Origin of the sequence: Paucibacter sp. PLA-PC-4 (assembly GCF_026241155.1) — a bacterium.
GTDB lineage: Bacteria > Pseudomonadota > Gammaproteobacteria > Burkholderiales > Burkholderiaceae_C > Roseateles_E.
On record NZ_JAPFGP010000001.1, the window covers coordinates 298,647 to 312,477 of the forward strand.

At 66.6% G+C, this 13,831-nt stretch carries 14 protein-coding genes; 2 read left to right on the forward strand and 12 right to left on the reverse strand.

Annotation, left to right across the window (positions count from 1 at the left end; translation table 11 throughout):
* Entirely contained in the window at positions 1-909 is a 909-nt protein-coding gene (locus tag OOZ63_RS01480) for a LysR family transcriptional regulator (protein WP_266003537.1), read from the forward strand.
* A 4-nt stretch (positions 910-913) separates the two neighbouring features.
* Here the strand turns inward: OOZ63_RS01480 and OOZ63_RS01485 are convergent, their stop codons facing one another.
* Positions 914-1,801, reverse strand: a complete 888-nt coding sequence (locus OOZ63_RS01485) for a substrate-binding periplasmic protein (RefSeq protein WP_266003538.1) — start codon at positions 1,799-1,801, stop codon at positions 914-916.
* A gap of 122 nt (positions 1,802-1,923) precedes the next feature.
* On the opposite strand from OOZ63_RS01485, the gene OOZ63_RS01490 reads away from it, so the two are divergent.
* A complete protein-coding gene (locus tag OOZ63_RS01490) occupies positions 1,924-2,370 on the forward strand; it encodes a hypothetical protein (protein ID WP_266003539.1) in 447 nt (148 codons plus the stop codon).
* A 36-nt stretch (positions 2,371-2,406) separates the two neighbouring features.
* On the opposite strand, the gene OOZ63_RS01495 is transcribed toward OOZ63_RS01490, so the two are convergent.
* The 11 genes from OOZ63_RS01495 to OOZ63_RS01545 all read right to left on the reverse strand — a co-directional run bounded on the left by OOZ63_RS01495 (position 2,407) and on the right by OOZ63_RS01545 (position 13,743).
* A complete protein-coding gene (locus tag OOZ63_RS01495) occupies positions 2,407-2,733 on the reverse strand; it encodes an antibiotic biosynthesis monooxygenase family protein (protein WP_266003540.1) in 327 nt (108 codons plus the stop codon).
* 349 nt (positions 2,734-3,082) lie between these two features.
* Positions 3,083-3,499 carry a DUF3224 domain-containing protein gene (locus tag OOZ63_RS01500; RefSeq protein ID WP_266003541.1) on the reverse strand — a complete coding sequence of 139 codons (417 nt, stop codon included), beginning with the start codon at positions 3,497-3,499 and terminating at the stop codon, positions 3,083-3,085.
* A gap of 58 nt (positions 3,500-3,557) precedes the next feature.
* Positions 3,558-4,529, reverse strand: coding sequence for an alpha/beta hydrolase (locus OOZ63_RS01505; protein WP_266003542.1), 972 nt, complete (start codon positions 4,527-4,529; stop codon positions 3,558-3,560).
* A gap of 1 nt (position 4,530) precedes the next feature.
* Positions 4,531-6,231 carry a flotillin family protein gene (locus OOZ63_RS01510; protein WP_266003543.1) on the reverse strand — a complete coding sequence of 567 codons (1,701 nt, stop codon included), beginning with the start codon at positions 6,229-6,231 and terminating at the stop codon, positions 4,531-4,533.
* 37 nt (positions 6,232-6,268) lie between these two features.
* The gene (locus OOZ63_RS01515; protein ID WP_266003544.1) at positions 6,269-6,901 is read right to left on the reverse strand and encodes a YqiJ family protein; all 633 of its coding nucleotides are present in this window, start codon (positions 6,899-6,901) and stop codon (positions 6,269-6,271) included.
* A gap of 5 nt (positions 6,902-6,906) precedes the next feature.
* Positions 6,907-7,578, reverse strand: coding sequence for a PspA/IM30 family protein (locus tag OOZ63_RS01520; RefSeq protein WP_266003545.1), 672 nt, complete (start codon positions 7,576-7,578; stop codon positions 6,907-6,909).
* Positions 7,571-8,083, reverse strand: coding sequence for a hypothetical protein (locus tag OOZ63_RS01525; RefSeq protein WP_266003546.1), 513 nt, complete (start codon positions 8,081-8,083; stop codon positions 7,571-7,573). The genes OOZ63_RS01520 and OOZ63_RS01525 overlap by 8 nt, the downstream gene beginning before the upstream one ends.
* A 176-nt stretch (positions 8,084-8,259) precedes the next feature.
* Positions 8,260-10,980 (reverse strand): M16 family metallopeptidase, encoded by a 2,721-nt coding sequence (locus OOZ63_RS01530; protein WP_266003547.1) that lies wholly within the window; start codon positions 10,978-10,980, stop codon positions 8,260-8,262.
* 80 nt (positions 10,981-11,060) lie between these two features.
* Positions 11,061-11,789 carry a DUF4386 domain-containing protein gene (locus tag OOZ63_RS01535; RefSeq protein ID WP_266003548.1) on the reverse strand — a complete coding sequence of 243 codons (729 nt, stop codon included), beginning with the start codon at positions 11,787-11,789 and terminating at the stop codon, positions 11,061-11,063.
* Between the two features lie 90 nt (positions 11,790-11,879).
* The gene (locus OOZ63_RS01540) at positions 11,880-12,836 is read right to left on the reverse strand and encodes a Bug family tripartite tricarboxylate transporter substrate binding protein (protein WP_266003549.1); all 957 of its coding nucleotides are present in this window, start codon (positions 12,834-12,836) and stop codon (positions 11,880-11,882) included.
* Positions 12,829-13,743 carry a LysR family transcriptional regulator gene (locus OOZ63_RS01545; RefSeq protein ID WP_266003550.1) on the reverse strand — a complete coding sequence of 305 codons (915 nt, stop codon included), beginning with the start codon at positions 13,741-13,743 and terminating at the stop codon, positions 12,829-12,831. The genes OOZ63_RS01540 and OOZ63_RS01545 overlap by 8 nt, the downstream gene beginning before the upstream one ends.
* Between the last annotated feature and the right edge of the window lie 88 nt (positions 13,744-13,831).

The following is a 13,831-nucleotide window of genomic DNA, read 5'->3' on the forward strand; positions in this document are numbered from 1 at the left end:
ATGGACCGCTTGCAGGCCATGCAGGTCTTTGTCGAGGTGGTGGACCGCGGCAGCCTGACTGCGGCTGCCGAGGCACTGGACATCTCGCGGGCCATGGCCTCGCGCCATCTGGAGGCACTGGAGCAATGGCTGGGCGCGCGGCTGATGCAGCGCACCACCCGGCGCCTGAGTCTGACCGATGCCGGTCTGGAGGCGCTGCCGCGCTGCCGCCAGATGGTCGAGCTGGCCGAGGAAGCGCGCGTGGTGGCCGGCGCGCGCCATCAAACTGTCAGCGGCCGACTACGCATCACCGCCAGCATGTCCTTCGCGCAGCAACACCTAGCCCCGGCGGTGGCGGTGTTTCTGCGGCAGCATCCGCAAACCCAGATTGAACTGCAGGCCTCTGAGCATGCTGTCAATCTGGTCGAGGACCGCATCGATCTGGCGCTGCGCATCACAAATCAGCTCGACCCGGCCCTGATCGCGCGGCGCCTGAGCGTATGCCGCTCGGTAGTCTGTGCGGCGCCGACCTATCTGGCGCGGCGCGGCACACCGACCGAGCCGGCCCAGCTGGCCGGGCACGATGTCGCCGGTCATGCCCGTTTCGGCAGCGACGAGTGGCACCTGCAGCGCGGCGCCGAGCGCATCAGCCTGCCGCTGCCGCCGCCGCGTCTGCGCGCCAACGAGGCGATGGTCTTGCTGCAGGCGGTGCTGGCCGGCGCTGGCATCGGCCTGCTGCCTACCTATCTGGTTGGCCCGCTGCTAGCCAGCGGCGCCCTAGAGCGACTGCTGCCCGGCTGGGAGCCCGACGAGCTGGGCATCCATGCGGTCTACACCAGCCGGCGCCACCAGCCCCTGCTGCTGCGGACCTTTGTCGACTTCCTGGCCGAGCAGTTCGATGCCCAGCGGCCATACTGGGATGAGTCCTGAGGGCTCAGGGCGAAGTGCAGGCCTCGATCGGTGCCGAGGCTTGCTGTGCGGTGTAGAGCTCCGTGTAGTGGCGGTGCAGCTGGGTCAGCAGGGCCTTGTAGTCCGGGCGCTGCAGAAAAGCCTGCACCTTGGGCAGCGCGGCCAGATGCGGTGAGCGCTTGGACATCTGGATGAACAATTCGCCCACCAGCACCACTTGCGGCAGGGCCTGGATCTTGTGTTGGCAGCCCAGCACCGAAAGCGTCAGCTGGCCGAGCTCGCGCCCTGTGGCCACTGCATCAAGCCGCCCGGCCAGCAGCTTGCGCATATTGAGCGATTCGCTGAGCGCGCGGTCGAGCAGTGTGTGTTGCAGCAGGAAGGTATCGAACTCGGCACCCAGGCTGACGCCGTGCACCATGCCCATGCGCAGGCCCTTCAGATCCTGCCAGCGCTCGAACGTCAGCGGGCTACCGCGCGGCACGAAGACGGCCGCCTCGTTGCGTCCCATCGCGGGCTCGACGATGACCGAGGTCTCGCGCCGCTTGGGGTTGTCAAAGGCGCAGATATTGACATCGACATCGCCGCGCTCGATCAGGGCCTGGCAGCGCGCCCAGGGGCCGACATGGTCCAGTTTCAGCGTCAGCCCTGCGGTCGCGAAGGCGCGCCGCGCTACTTCGGCGCAGGTGCCGACGATTTGGCCCTGATGCTCCCAGTTCCACGGCGGATAGGCATGGTGACCGCAGCCGCTGAGCGTATCGGCCTGCGCCGCCGTCAGCATCAGTGGCAGTCCGAGAAGTAGGGCGATCCGGGGCACAAGCATGTTCGCGAAGACCAGCACGGGGAAAGGGGCTGGCCCCTGCTGAGGATAGCGCAGCGTCCAGCGCTTGTGTGGCGCGGGAGTCCGGTACTGCATCACACTCGTCCCCCCTCATGGCGATTGACCGAGAAGCTGTCCACAACTTCAATCGAGGTGGCCGCTCAGACCGGCCTCCAGCGCTTCAACTACTCTCTATCGCGCCATGACGAGAGCCCCGCTTGGCTGCGCACGCGACCATCTTGGTCTCTGCCTCGCTGCTGCCCCTGGCCAATGCTTGGAGCCAGAGCGTCCACAAGTGCACGGTTGACCGAAAGGCGAGCCACCAGACCCGGCCTTGTGCCGGTCAGGGCCAGTCCTTGACCATCGCGCCCGGGCCGACCGAACAGGACCAGAAGCAAGCGAGGGCGCGAGCCGATGCCCAGAAGGCTCGTCTGGGAAGCTTCGGCGATGCGTCAACGCGCGGCGGGCAGCCGCAGCCGGTGGGCCAGCAGGCCGACTGCGCCCATCTCAACAAGGCGCGCGGCGAAGCCTTCGGGCGACGCAACGCGGCGGTGCGGAGCAGTCGCCAGAGCAGTATCGACAACTCCGGTGCCGTGGGGCGCAGCCATTACCGCATCGTCGCCATCGAGAGTCGGATGATGTCAGGCGGCTGCCGCCCCAACTGATCGATTGACGCAGCCGGGCAGCGCCCGGACGGCTGGCTACAAAGACGCGCTCGGCAGCAGGCCGGTCAGCTTGGCGTCGCCATAGCGGCGCAGCACCTGCGAGATCACCACCTGGTAGCCGGCCAGCCACTGCTGCTGCGCGGCCTTGGCCGCCAGATGGCTTGGGTGCTGCATCAATTGCTGCAAGGCCTCCAGCGTCTCCCAGTAATAGACATTGGAGACCAGGCCCGTGTCTGGATTGCTCCAGCTCTCCTCACCGAGATAGCCTGGGATGGTCTTGGCATGGTCTGCGATCTGATGGTCCAGGCGATGAAAGGCATCATCGAACTGCTTGGTCGCGAACATGAAGGTGGAGGAGTACATCGATGAGATTGAGTGTGGAGTGATCTCGACCGGGCGCCGCAGCCGACAAGGCTCAGACCAGGCCGCTTAGACCCAGCAAAGCCATGATTACACCCGCGACCAAAGACATGACCGCAAGAATCTGTAGCGATCCGCCACTGCGTGCGAAGAGATTGGACTCAAGACAGTCACGACTTGACTGGGAAAGCCGCGTCGGTCGCCGTAGGGGATTCGATCCGGCTCGATCTGAGGCAATCTGCGACCCGATGTGGACATGCGGGGAATGTCCACGCCTGGGCAGAAAAACAGGGCGGCGAGATCGAGCGGCAGCCAGGTCATGGCGGGCGTTTCTCGAAGTTGCCTGTCTGAATCAGGGCAGGCGATAGCTCAGCTCGTAATGGTGGACGCCGCCTTCGATGCGCAGTCGCAGCTCGCCGCTGATGCCGGCCAGCTCGCCCAGGCCCGAACCGGGCACGATGACGATGCGCAGGTCCTGCTGATCGCCGCTCATCAGGCCTAGATGGGCCAACGCGAAACTGCCGGCGCGCCCATCCAGCGTGCCGCTAAAGGACTCCAACGCGGTGTAGGCCGCTTCGCCCGCCTGCGGCTGCCCGGCCGCCAGCATCTCGCCCAGCGCCTGGCCCTGCAACCCGCCCTCGTACTGCTTGTCCAGCGAGCGGCGCGATAAGGGCGCCGCGCCTGGCGGTGCGCTCATTGCTTCGGGCGGGCCGATCTTGACCTTGAATTGGCCGAGGGCGAGTTGGGCCGGGGCGGCGTGTTGGCTCATTTGGGGACTCCGAGAAAGCGCCTGGTGCGGCATTGTCGAACGGCAACGCTGACTTGTATCAGACGGCGCCCTTCAGGAAGAGCGCCAAGGGCTCGAGCAGTCTCGGCGCCAGCGGCAAGGAGGGGTCGCGGTAGGAGGTCCTTTGTCGAGATGAATCATCAGGCACCGCCTTCAGCACATGATTCATGCCCTCGACCAGATGCAGCGTGCTGCCAGGCCGCGCGGCGGCCAGTCGCTTGGCGTCGTCGACCGTGACCTGGATGTCCGTCGTGCCCTGGATCACTGCCACTGGGATTGTCAACCTGGCGATTTCGCGCGCCGGGTCGACGCGGAACCAGCTGATCAGATAGGGCTGGACCGAAGGCCGGTACAGCGCGGCTAGCGGTGTTGGCACATCGGCAACCGTTTCTCCGCGCTGCAAGGCTTGCAGGATTTGTTCATTGCGTTCGATCAGCGATGACGGCAGCTTGCCTTGTAGCTGAGTACGCAGGGCCTCGGCCGCCGGCCGGCCGGGGCCGGCCAGCGAGACATAGGCATTGACCTTGCCGCGCTGCGCGGCCAGCATGCCCAGGGTAGAGCCCTCGCTGTGGCCGACGATGGCCACGCCGGAGAAACGTGTGTCGCCGGCGAGCAATTCAACCCAGGCGGTCGCGTCATCAGCGTAGTGCTCGAAGCGAAGCTCGGTCTCGGTCGTCATCGCTGCAGCGCTCGCACCGACGCCCCGCTTGTCGTAGCGTAGGCTGGCAATGCCTGCCTGGGCCAGACCCTGGGCCAGCAGCTTCAGACTGTCGTTCCTGCCTGGCAGACCAGCGCTGTTACCGTCGCGGTCGGTCGGCCCGGAGCCTGCAATGATCAGAACAACCAGCGGTTTGTGGGCTACAGCCGGGCCTAGCAGGCTGCCATGCAGGCGCTGTGCACTGCGCTCTAGGACCAGGTCTTGCTCCAGCAGCTCGATAGACTCTGCTCGGGCCGCTATGGCGCCGAGCAGCGCTGGTGCCGCCAGCAAGCCCAGGCAGTGCCGCCGCCGCATCTCAGGCGCCTCGCGGCGCTGCCGGCAGCGCCTGCGGCTGAGGCTGCAGCATCCCAGCCAGGCTTTGCGCCATGCCGGTGATGCCCTCGTTACTGAGTCCGGCGTCCTTCATCACCGCGTCGACGATGGGCTTGGCGATCTGGTACTGCAGGGCCGAGTTCATCACCTGCTCGGGGAAGGTGGCGCTGTTGGCGTTGCCCTCGGCTGCCGGGCCGATCTGACCGCCGTTCATGCCATTCACCTGGAAGATCCGGATCGAATCGATCTTCTCCATCGGCCGCACCGCCTGCTCGATCACCGCCGGCAACTGCTGCAGCAAGAGGGTGCGCACCTGAAGATCGATCTGCGCGGCCGACAGCGTGTTCAGCGCCTCGTTGATCGCGCGTCGACCCTCGGCTTCGGCAATGGCGGCGGCCTGCTTGGCCTTGGCCTCGATGGTGATGGCCTCGGCGCGGTCCAGCGCGGCTTCCTTCTCGGCCGAGGCCGAGACCTTGACGGCGATGGCCAGCTGTTCGGCTTCCTTGCTGGCCTCGATCAGCTGGATGCTGCGTTCGCGCTCGGCCACCGCGACCTGGCGTGCGGTGTTGACGCCTTCCTCGGCCTTGACCGCGTCGGCGCGCGCCTGGTTGGCCAGCGCATCGGCGACTGACTGCTCCTTACTCTTGTTTGCAATCGCGATCTGCATGTCCTGGCGCGCAATCTCAACCTGCTTACGCTGCTCGGCGCGTTGCATCTCGGTCTTGCGCTCGAGCTCGATCTCGCGAGTCTGCACGACCAGGTTCTTGTCGATCTCGGCGCTCTTGATCTCACGCTCGGCCTCGATCTTCTTCTGGCCCACCTGGCGCTCGGCCTCGATCTTGGCGGCCTCGGCCTCGCGGCTGCGCTCTGCCTGCTGGGTGGCGATCTGGGCGGCCTGCTCGGCGCGCGCGGTCTCAACCTGGCGCTGCTGGGCCAGCGTGGCGAACTCCTGCTCCTGCTCGATCGTCAGTTTCTGGCGCTGGGCATCAAGGTTCTTGGCCCGCACCTGCATCTCGGTTTCCTGTTCGACATCGTTGCGCTGTTTGCGGCGCGCCTCGGTCTGCTCGGTCAGGCGGGTCAAGCCCTCGGCATCGAAGGCATTGTTGGGGTTGAAGAACTGCTTGTCGGTCTGGTCCAAGCTGGTCAGCGAAACCGACTCCAGCTCCAGGCCGTTCTTCTCCAGATCCTCGGCAACCGCGTTCTGCACCGCTTGCACGAAGTCGCGGCGCTTGTCCTGCAGCTCCTGAATGGTCATGGTCGCGGCGGTGGCGCGCAGCGCGTCGACGAACTTGTCCTCGACCAGGCTTTTCAGCGCCTCGGGGGCCAAGGTGCGGGTGCCCAGGGTCTGGGCCGCCGTGCTGACGGCCTCGGCGGTCTGCTGCACTCGCACGAAGAAGGCGGCTGTTACGTCCACGCGCATGCGGTCCTTGGTGATCAGGCTCTCGCGCTCGCGGCGCATCACCTCGAGCTTGAGCGTGTTCATATTCACCAGCACGCGCTCATGAAAGACCGGCAGCACGATGGCGCCGCCATCCATGATGACCTTCTGCCCACCCAAACCGGTGCGCACAAAGGCGGTCTCCTTGGTGGATCGCTTGTACAGGCGCGCAAAAACAATGCCTATGGTCAGCAGACCCAGCAGCGCGACGCCGGCGATCATGCCCATCTCGATCAGGTTGTCCATCTTCTTTCCCTTCCTCCTTGAATGAATGCGTTCGTGTTCAGCTCTCGACCAGGGCCGGATGCGGGTTGCGTATCACCCGGTAGATCGCACCGCTTTTGCTGACCAGCAGCACCTGGGCGCCTTCCTCGAAGACCTCGTCGGCCAGATCGGGCTCGACCAGCAGATAGTGGCTGCGGCCATGCTCATCGCGCACCCGGGCCTGGGCTGCCAGGCCCTGCCGGGCATGGCCGGCATAGACGGTGCCGACGCGTCCCAGCAGCGTCTGCGCGCTGACCGCCGTGCTCTCGTCGCGCGGGATGATGTGGGCCACCAGTGCACCCAGGCCGCGCACCGTCGCCAGACCGGCCGGCACAGCCGCCAGCCCGGCGAGCCAGGCCGGCAGGTAGTGGCCAACCAGGCCGCGGCAGACCAGCTGCAGGCTATAGCCGAACAGCGCATAGCCGGTCAGGAATAGCAGCAGCAAGACCAGGGAAGGCACCCGGCCCAGATGCAGCCAGCCCAGCACCCGGTCCAGCGCGCTCTCGTGGCCGGTCTCTGGCAGCCAGTCGTCCAGCCAGTTGCTGGGGCTCAGCGAGATCATCATGCCCAGGCCTTCGAGCAGGGCGATGCCGACGATCAGCGCGAAGGCGATGCCGAAGGGCAGGTTCTGGGGCGTCGTGAACAGGCTCATGGCGCTCAGCTGCCTTGCTTGAGCTGGGCCAGGCGGGCATCGATCTGGGTCTGGCGCGCAAGGTCCTCCAGCGACTGAAGCTGACCGGCCTGCTCCACCTGCATCGCGCGGGCTGGGCCGGCAAGGCCGGTCTGGCGCTCATAGACGCGATCGAAGGCACCGGTGGCACCGGCGATGCGGGCTTCGATATCGCCAGCAGGCTTGACGCCGGCCGCTGTCGCAGCGCTGCTGCCGGCACGACTCTGGCGGAACTGGCTCAGCGCCGCCTCCATCTCGCGCCGCTTGGCCAGCAGTGCGTCGACATAGCCTCGATGCTCGCCTTCCTGGCGCGCCAGCTCGGCCAGGCTCGCCTCCAGCAGCGGCAATTGGGTCTCGATATCGAGCTGGCGTCCCACGGCGGCGCGCGCCAGTTCCTCGCGCTGCTGGCCCAGTGCCAGCTCGATCTGGCCTTTCAGTGCCTCATGCTGCTTGTTCAGCTCAGCATGGCGCTGCTGGGCCAGGTGGCGGTTGGCGGCATGCACGCCCAGCTCGTGGCGCACCTCGTCGACCACGCCGTCGAGCTCGCGCAGCGCCTGCTCCATCATCGCTTCGGGCGCACGGTCTTCGATGCGGTCGAGCAGGGCATGCACGCCGCCGGCCATCACGCGACCGACGCGATTTTTCAGAGTCTCAGCCATGGTGTTGGGCTCCTTTTAAGAGAGTGATGGCCTGGGCCAGTTGCAAAGTTGTGGGCAGATGCTTGTGCACCACCTGGGGATCGAATGCGCTAGCCTCGGCCGTCGTGGCCTGCCGCAGCAGCGACTCGGTCAATGCGAAGCTGCGGCGCAGCAGCGCGTTTTCCAGCTGGGCCGCCGCGGCCGAGCTGTCCGGCTGGGCGCTGATCAAGAGGGCCATCGTGTGGCAGCTGTGGTCCAGCAACTGCTGCAGCACCTCGGAATGGCGGCCCTCGGCCAGCTCCAGGCGAGCCAGCGAGTCGCGCAGTCGCGCCACCAGATCGCGGCACCAGGACAGCGCGGCGACATGGTCAAAGGCGCCGTCGTGCTGGCGTTTGAGCTGGCCCAGCAGCACGCGCAGCTTGTCGCTGTTGGTGGTGGCGCCGTCCACCTGCAGCTGGGCCAGCCAAAGATACAGATCGCTGGGAATCCGGGCCGACAGCGGCTCCATGCTGGTGCTGGTACTCATGACCGGACCTTGGTGGTTGATGCGTTGAAATCAAATGTATTCGTTTGAATTCGCTGCATCCATCACCCCGAAGGGGGAGGCGCGGAGCAAGAGTGCGGCGCCGGCCGAAGTCGGCCCGCAAAAGGAATAACGGCCCGCAGGCCGTTTTTCGTGAGGCGTGTTGTCCCGCCCGTGGCTTACTTGAAGTCGCCCGCAAACACGATCTGGAAGTCTTCGAGCTTGAAGTACTTGCGCAGCGCCGCGTTGACCTGCTCTAGACTCAGCGCGGCGATCGCTTCGTCGACCTGCTGACTCTTGGCCATGGTGCGGCCCAGATAGAGGTTACCGGCCAGTGCACGGGTCAGGCCGGCATCCTGAGCACGGCCCAGGCGGCGCTGCGAGAGCATGGCTTTCTTGGCGCTCTCAAGCTCGCCAGCGCTGAAGCCGTCCTTCAGCGCGCGCGCCACTTCCTCGCGCAGCGCCGTCTCGACCTTGGCGCGGTTGCTCGGCGCGAAGATGGCGCCGATATTCCAGGGCGAGTTCAGGTCGATCTGGCTCCAGGCCAGGAATGACCAGACCCCGTAGCTCAGACCGTCCTTCTCGCGGATGCGGGTCCACAGCCGCGAATCCTGGCCGCCGCCGAACAGGTAGTTGGCCACCGAGACCGCCGCGTAGTCGGCGTGGTCGTCGTTCAGCGCCAGCGGCATGCGCGCGGCCAGCACGGCATTTTGCTTGTCGGGCGTTGCCAGCAGCTGCAGCTTGCCAGGCGCGCCGGCGCTGGGCGTGGCGATGCGCTGGTAGGGCGCGGCGGCCTTCCAGTCGCCCAGGGCCTTGTCGAGCGCCGACTTCAATGCTGCTGCATCGAAGTCACCGACGGCGCTGAATTGGGCCTGGGCTGCGCCGTAGAAGCGCTGGTGGAACTCGCGCAGCTGCTCGATCTTCACGGCCTTGGTGTCGGCTTCGATCTCGTCGAAGCTGCGGCTGTGGCGCGCATCGCCACGCGGGTAGGGGTTGATGGCCAGCGCCAGCGCGTTTTCGGCCACCGCCTCGGGCTCGGCGCGCTGCGCCTGCAGACCCGACAGCGCCTGGGCGCGCACCTCCTCCAGCGCCTCTGGTGCCAGGGCTGGGCGGCGCAGCATTTCGGCGATCAGCGCGGCGGCCTCCACCGCATGCTCGCGCTTGGTGACCCAGGCGATACTGACTGAATCGGTCGCAGGCATCACGCGCAGTTCCACCTTCAGCGCGTCGAGCCTGTCGCGCAGCTGCTGGCGGCTCAGCGTCTGCGTACCCTTGTCGAGCAGTGCGCCGGTGGCCTCGGCCACCGGGCGCAGGCCCTTGAGGCTGTCGGCATCGCCCCAGCGCAGCGTGATGTTGGCATTGACCGTGCCGCCGCGCGTGGGCTTGGGCAGCAGGGCCAGCTTCATGCCATTGGCCAGCTGGTGAGTCTGGGTCAGCTTGTCTATATTGGCCGGGCTGGCGTCGAAGGCCGCCACGGCGGCTTCGGCTGCGGCCGGCTTGAAGGCCTTCATCTCGGCGGCCACATCGACCTTGGTCGGTGCCGGTGCGCGCACGGGTTTGTCGGTCGGGATGTAGTGGGCCAGCGTACGGTTGGCCTGGATCAGGCGCTCACTGGCGACCCGCTGCACATCGGCCAGCTTGGCGGCCTTGACGCGGTCGCGCAATAGGAAGAACAGGCGCCAGTCACCCTGGCTGATGGTCTCGGACAAGGCGGTGCCGACCTGCTCGGGATCGGCGAACTGCTGCTCCCAGCGGTTCAGCCAGCGCTGCTGGGCGCGCTTGAGCTCGTCGGCGCTGATCGGTGTCTTGCTCAGACCTTCGACGACGCTCAGCATCTCGCGGCTGAGCGCGTCCAGATCAGCGCCCGGTGCCAGGTCGGCGCCAATCATCGTGAAGCCCGGCTCCGCCAGCGGCGCGCTAAAGGCGCTGACCGAGGCGGCGGTCTTGCTGCTCTCGACCAGCTGCTTGTGCAGCCGGCCGGCTGGCGGCTCGGTCAGGATCAGGTTCAGCAGCTCGACGGCCGCGTAGTCAGGATGCGGGCCGGGCGGCACATGGTAGGCCACGTTGGCGCTGGCCACGCCGCCGTTGCGGCGCACCGTCACCATGCGTTCACCGTCCTGCACCGGGTCCAGCGTGTAGAGCTTGGGAAGTTCGCGCTTCGGGCGAGGGATCTTGCCGAAGCTTGCCTGAACCCAGGCCAGCACCTGGGCCGGCTCGAACTTGCCCGAGACGATCAGGGTGGCGTTGTCGGGCTGGTAGTAGGTCCGGTAGAAGCCCTGCAGGCGCGGGATGTCGACGTTCTCGATATCGGCGCGAGCGCCTATGGTGCTCTTGCCGTAGTTGTGCCACTGGTACATCGAGGACATCAGGCGCTCGTAGACGATGTAACCGGGGTTGTTCTCACCCATCTCCATCTCGTTGCGCACAACGGTCATCTCGGTGTCGAGATCCTTGCGGGCGATGAAGCTGTTGACCATCGCGTCGGCCTGCCAGTCCAGATACCACTTCAGGTTGTCGTTGTTGGCGGCGAAACTGGCAAAGTAGTTGGTGCGGTCCAGCCAGGTCGAGCCGTTGGCACGCAAACCCCGCTTGCTGAACTCGGCCCACGGCGCGCGGTTCTTCGGCGTGCCCTTGAAGATCAGATGCTCCAGCAGATGGGCCATGCCGGTCTCACCATAGTTCTCATGCTTGGAACCGACCCGGTAAGTCACATTGACCGTGGTGCTGGGCTTGGAGTTGTCGGGCGCAAGTAGCACCTGCATGCCATTGGCCAGCCGGTACTCGGCAATGCCTTCGACCGTCGTGACGGCCGCCAGCGGCTTGGCTGCAGCCTGGGCGCCGGCCGTGCCGAAACAAAGAGCCAGGCAGAGCGCCAGACCGAGGGGGCGAATAAGAGTCATAGTGACAAATCCGGTGGATGCAGTTTTGGCGAGACAAAGGGTAGCAGCCCGAAGCGGGGGTGCCAGAAGTATGGGTGGCCTCAGGCGAGCGAGTCGGCTCGCCGCTGCCTCCATTGCTGAAGGTCCACACCCTTGACGATCAGCCACAGCGCCAGCGCCAGCTCGCCGACGAAGGCCGGCATCAGGATGACGGGAAACATCGCTGCCGCGAGCTTGGGGGCCAGCAGCAGCGCGAAGCTGTTGAGCAGATAACTGAGGCCCGCGAGAAGCAACAAGAGGCCCAGGGGCTTTGGCAGGAAGCCGCTGCGGGCGATCAGCCAGCCGCGCAATAGGCAGGCAATGCCGAAGAAGATCAGGCCGATGCCAAAGCCGTAGCCATGTAGATTGATCGCCAGCGCGGTCAGTGCCTGCAGCTGCGTCGCGCTGAAGGCCTGGCCGGTGCCACTGCCCTGCAGCAGCAGTATAGGCAGCAGCAGATTGAGCTTGTTCGCGGCCAGAACGGCAGTCTGGACCAGGTTGAACAGGGTTGCGAGCAGCGCCAGGGGCCGGCTGACCGGCCGCAGCAGGTAGTAGAGCGCCAGGATCACCGGCAGATCTAGCACATGCATCAGTAGATCGCCGGCGATGCCGGCCCGCCACAGCAGCGGCTCGGCTGCGATGCGCGCCGCGGTGGCCGCCGCATCGCCGGGCAGGACCACGCTGCCACGCACGACCGCCTCCCCGAACAGCCCGAGGGCGATGATGGCCAGATACAGCAGGCCGGCCAAGCGCAGACCGATCTGCGGTGAGCGTTCGAGGGATTGGGTCATGGCCAGATTCTGCAGCCTCCGATCGGCCGATGATCGGTTTGCACAGGGAGCTCGTCGACGGTAGGCACGGCGCATTGTGGTGGGTCCCGACTACCGGCCCATGCCGCCCAGCCCCATCGACACCGCGCGGCTGCGCTCGCGTTCTATCAGCCGCTCGAAGTCCCGCGCGCTTCCGCCGCCCGGCAGATTGCTGCTGGCGGCCAGGCGCTGCTGCAGTTCGGGCTCGGCGAGCACTTCATTGAGCAGCTCGTTGAGGCGCTGTAGCCGTTGCGGCGGCACGCCCTGAGGCGCGAAGATGCCGAAGGTGGAGACAAGATTGGCCGTGGGGTAGCCCAGCTCGGCCAGCGTCGGCACCTCCGGCAGCGCGGCCAAGCGCTGCGGCGCGCCGACCGCGATGGATTTGAGCCGGCCCTGGCGCACATACTGCAATTGCTGGGGCGCGACATTCGAGGACAGCATCTCGAACTGCCCGCTCAGCGCGTCATTGAGCTGCTGGCCGCCGCCCTTGTAGGGCACATGGGTGATGTCGACTCTGGCGGTCATTTTCAGCTGCTCCAGGACCAGATGGCCTATCGTGGCCTGGCCCGAGCTGGCCCAGCGCACACGGCCTGGGTGGCTGCGCGCCAAGGCCAGCAGTTCGGCCAGGCTGTCGGGCTTGAAGCCGGCATGTGCCAGCAGCAGCACCGGCGTGTCCATCACCCGCATCACCGGCGCGAAGTCGCGCTGCGCGTCATAGGCCAGCTTGCCCAGCAGCGGCGCGATCACCAGCGGACTGATGGCCGAGTAGCACAGCGTGTGGCCGTCTGGCGCGGCGCGCGCCAGCGCCTCCATCGCGGCGACGCCGCCGGCGCCGGCACGGTTCTCCACCAGAACAGGAACCTTGAGTCGCTGACTCAGACCCTGAGCCAGCAGCCGCGCGGTCTCGTCGCTGACGCCTCCGGGCGGATAGGCCACCAGCAGCCGGATTGCCCGTTCGGGCCAGGCACTGGCGGGCAGGGCGGCCAGCAGGGCCAGCAGCAGAGCCAGCAAACCAACAGGCTTAGGCATGCTGGAGCGCGATCTCGCGTGCCAGGTTCAAGAAACTGGCCATGGGTCCGAGCTGATCGGCCCGACGGTAGACCAGGGTCAGCGGTGCTTGCAGCGCGGCGTTCTTCTGCAGGGGTCGGTAGATGATGGAATGTGCATGGGCGCCGCGCATCGACGCTGGCACGATGGAGATGCCGGCGCCGGCCGCGACCAGGTTCAGGTTGGTCATCATGCGCTCGACCTCGGCGGCGATGCGCGGCTGCACGCCAGAGCGTTCGCACAGGCTCAGCAGATTGGCATAGAGGCCGGCCGCGCCCGGGCGGCGCACCAGGATGAGCGCCTCGCCATGCAGCTCGGCCAGCGGCACCGCAGTGTGGCGGTTGCGTGCCGTGCCGGCCAGTCGGTGGTCCAGCGGCACGGCCAGCAGGGCCGGCTCGCTGAGCAGGGTCTCGAACACCAGCTCATCGGGCTGCGCCACCGGCACGCGCACAAAAGCGCAGTGCAGCCGCGCCTTCGCGACCGCCTCGATGAGCGCAGCCGCGTTGTCCTCGCTGAGCGTCAGGGCGATACCCGGGTGGCGGCTTCGGCAGGCGCGCAGCACGGCCGGCGTGTAGGCATGGGCGGCGGCCGAGCTCGTGAAGCCCACCGACAGCAAGCCCTGCTGGCCGCTGGCCAGGCGCTCCATGCGCTCGCGCATCTCGCCGAAGTCCTGCAGCAGTCGCCTGGCCTCGACCAACAGCAGCCGCCCGCCGTCGGTCAAGCTCACGCCCTTGGGATGGCGCTGCAGCAGCGGCAGGCCTAACTGCTGCTCCAGCGCCTTGATTTGCTGGCTCAGCGGCGGCTGCTGGATGCCCAGCAGCGCGGCGGCACGCGTCATATGGCCTGTTTCGGCCACAGTGACGAAGTAGCGGAGCTGGCGCAAGTCCATATGTAAAAAGTCTTGAGACTGTGTTGTCAGTATATTTGACGCTATGTTGTGCGGATCCTAAGGTGGCACTCATGGCCTGCTGTCGTGT

Coding starts and splice junctions, on each gene's coding strand:
- OOZ63_RS01480 (WP_266003537.1), top strand. CDS start 1: ATGGACCGCTTGCAGGCCATGCAGGTCTTTGTCGAGGTGGTGGACCGC.
- OOZ63_RS01485 (WP_266003538.1), bottom strand. CDS start 1,801: ATGCAGTACCGGACTCCCGCGCCACACAAGCGCTGGACGCTGCGCTAT.
- OOZ63_RS01495 (WP_266003540.1), bottom strand. CDS start 2,733: ATGTACTCCTCCACCTTCATGTTCGCGACCAAGCAGTTCGATGATGCC.
- OOZ63_RS01500 (WP_266003541.1), bottom strand. CDS start 3,499: ATGAGCCAACACGCCGCCCCGGCCCAACTCGCCCTCGGCCAATTCAAG.
- OOZ63_RS01505 (WP_266003542.1), bottom strand. CDS start 4,529: ATGCGGCGGCGGCACTGCCTGGGCTTGCTGGCGGCACCAGCGCTGCTC.
- OOZ63_RS01510 (WP_266003543.1), bottom strand. CDS start 6,231: ATGGACAACCTGATCGAGATGGGCATGATCGCCGGCGTCGCGCTGCTG.
- OOZ63_RS01515 (WP_266003544.1), bottom strand. CDS start 6,901: ATGAGCCTGTTCACGACGCCCCAGAACCTGCCCTTCGGCATCGCCTTC.
- OOZ63_RS01520 (WP_266003545.1), bottom strand. CDS start 7,578: ATGGCTGAGACTCTGAAAAATCGCGTCGGTCGCGTGATGGCCGGCGGC.
- OOZ63_RS01525 (WP_266003546.1), bottom strand. CDS start 8,083: ATGAGTACCAGCACCAGCATGGAGCCGCTGTCGGCCCGGATTCCCAGC.
- OOZ63_RS01530 (WP_266003547.1), bottom strand. CDS start 10,980: ATGACTCTTATTCGCCCCCTCGGTCTGGCGCTCTGCCTGGCTCTTTGT.
- OOZ63_RS01535 (WP_266003548.1), bottom strand. CDS start 11,789: ATGACCCAATCCCTCGAACGCTCACCGCAGATCGGTCTGCGCTTGGCC.
- OOZ63_RS01540 (WP_266003549.1), bottom strand. CDS start 12,836: ATGCCTAAGCCTGTTGGTTTGCTGGCTCTGCTGCTGGCCCTGCTGGCC.
- OOZ63_RS01545 (WP_266003550.1), bottom strand. CDS start 13,743: ATGGACTTGCGCCAGCTCCGCTACTTCGTCACTGTGGCCGAAACAGGC.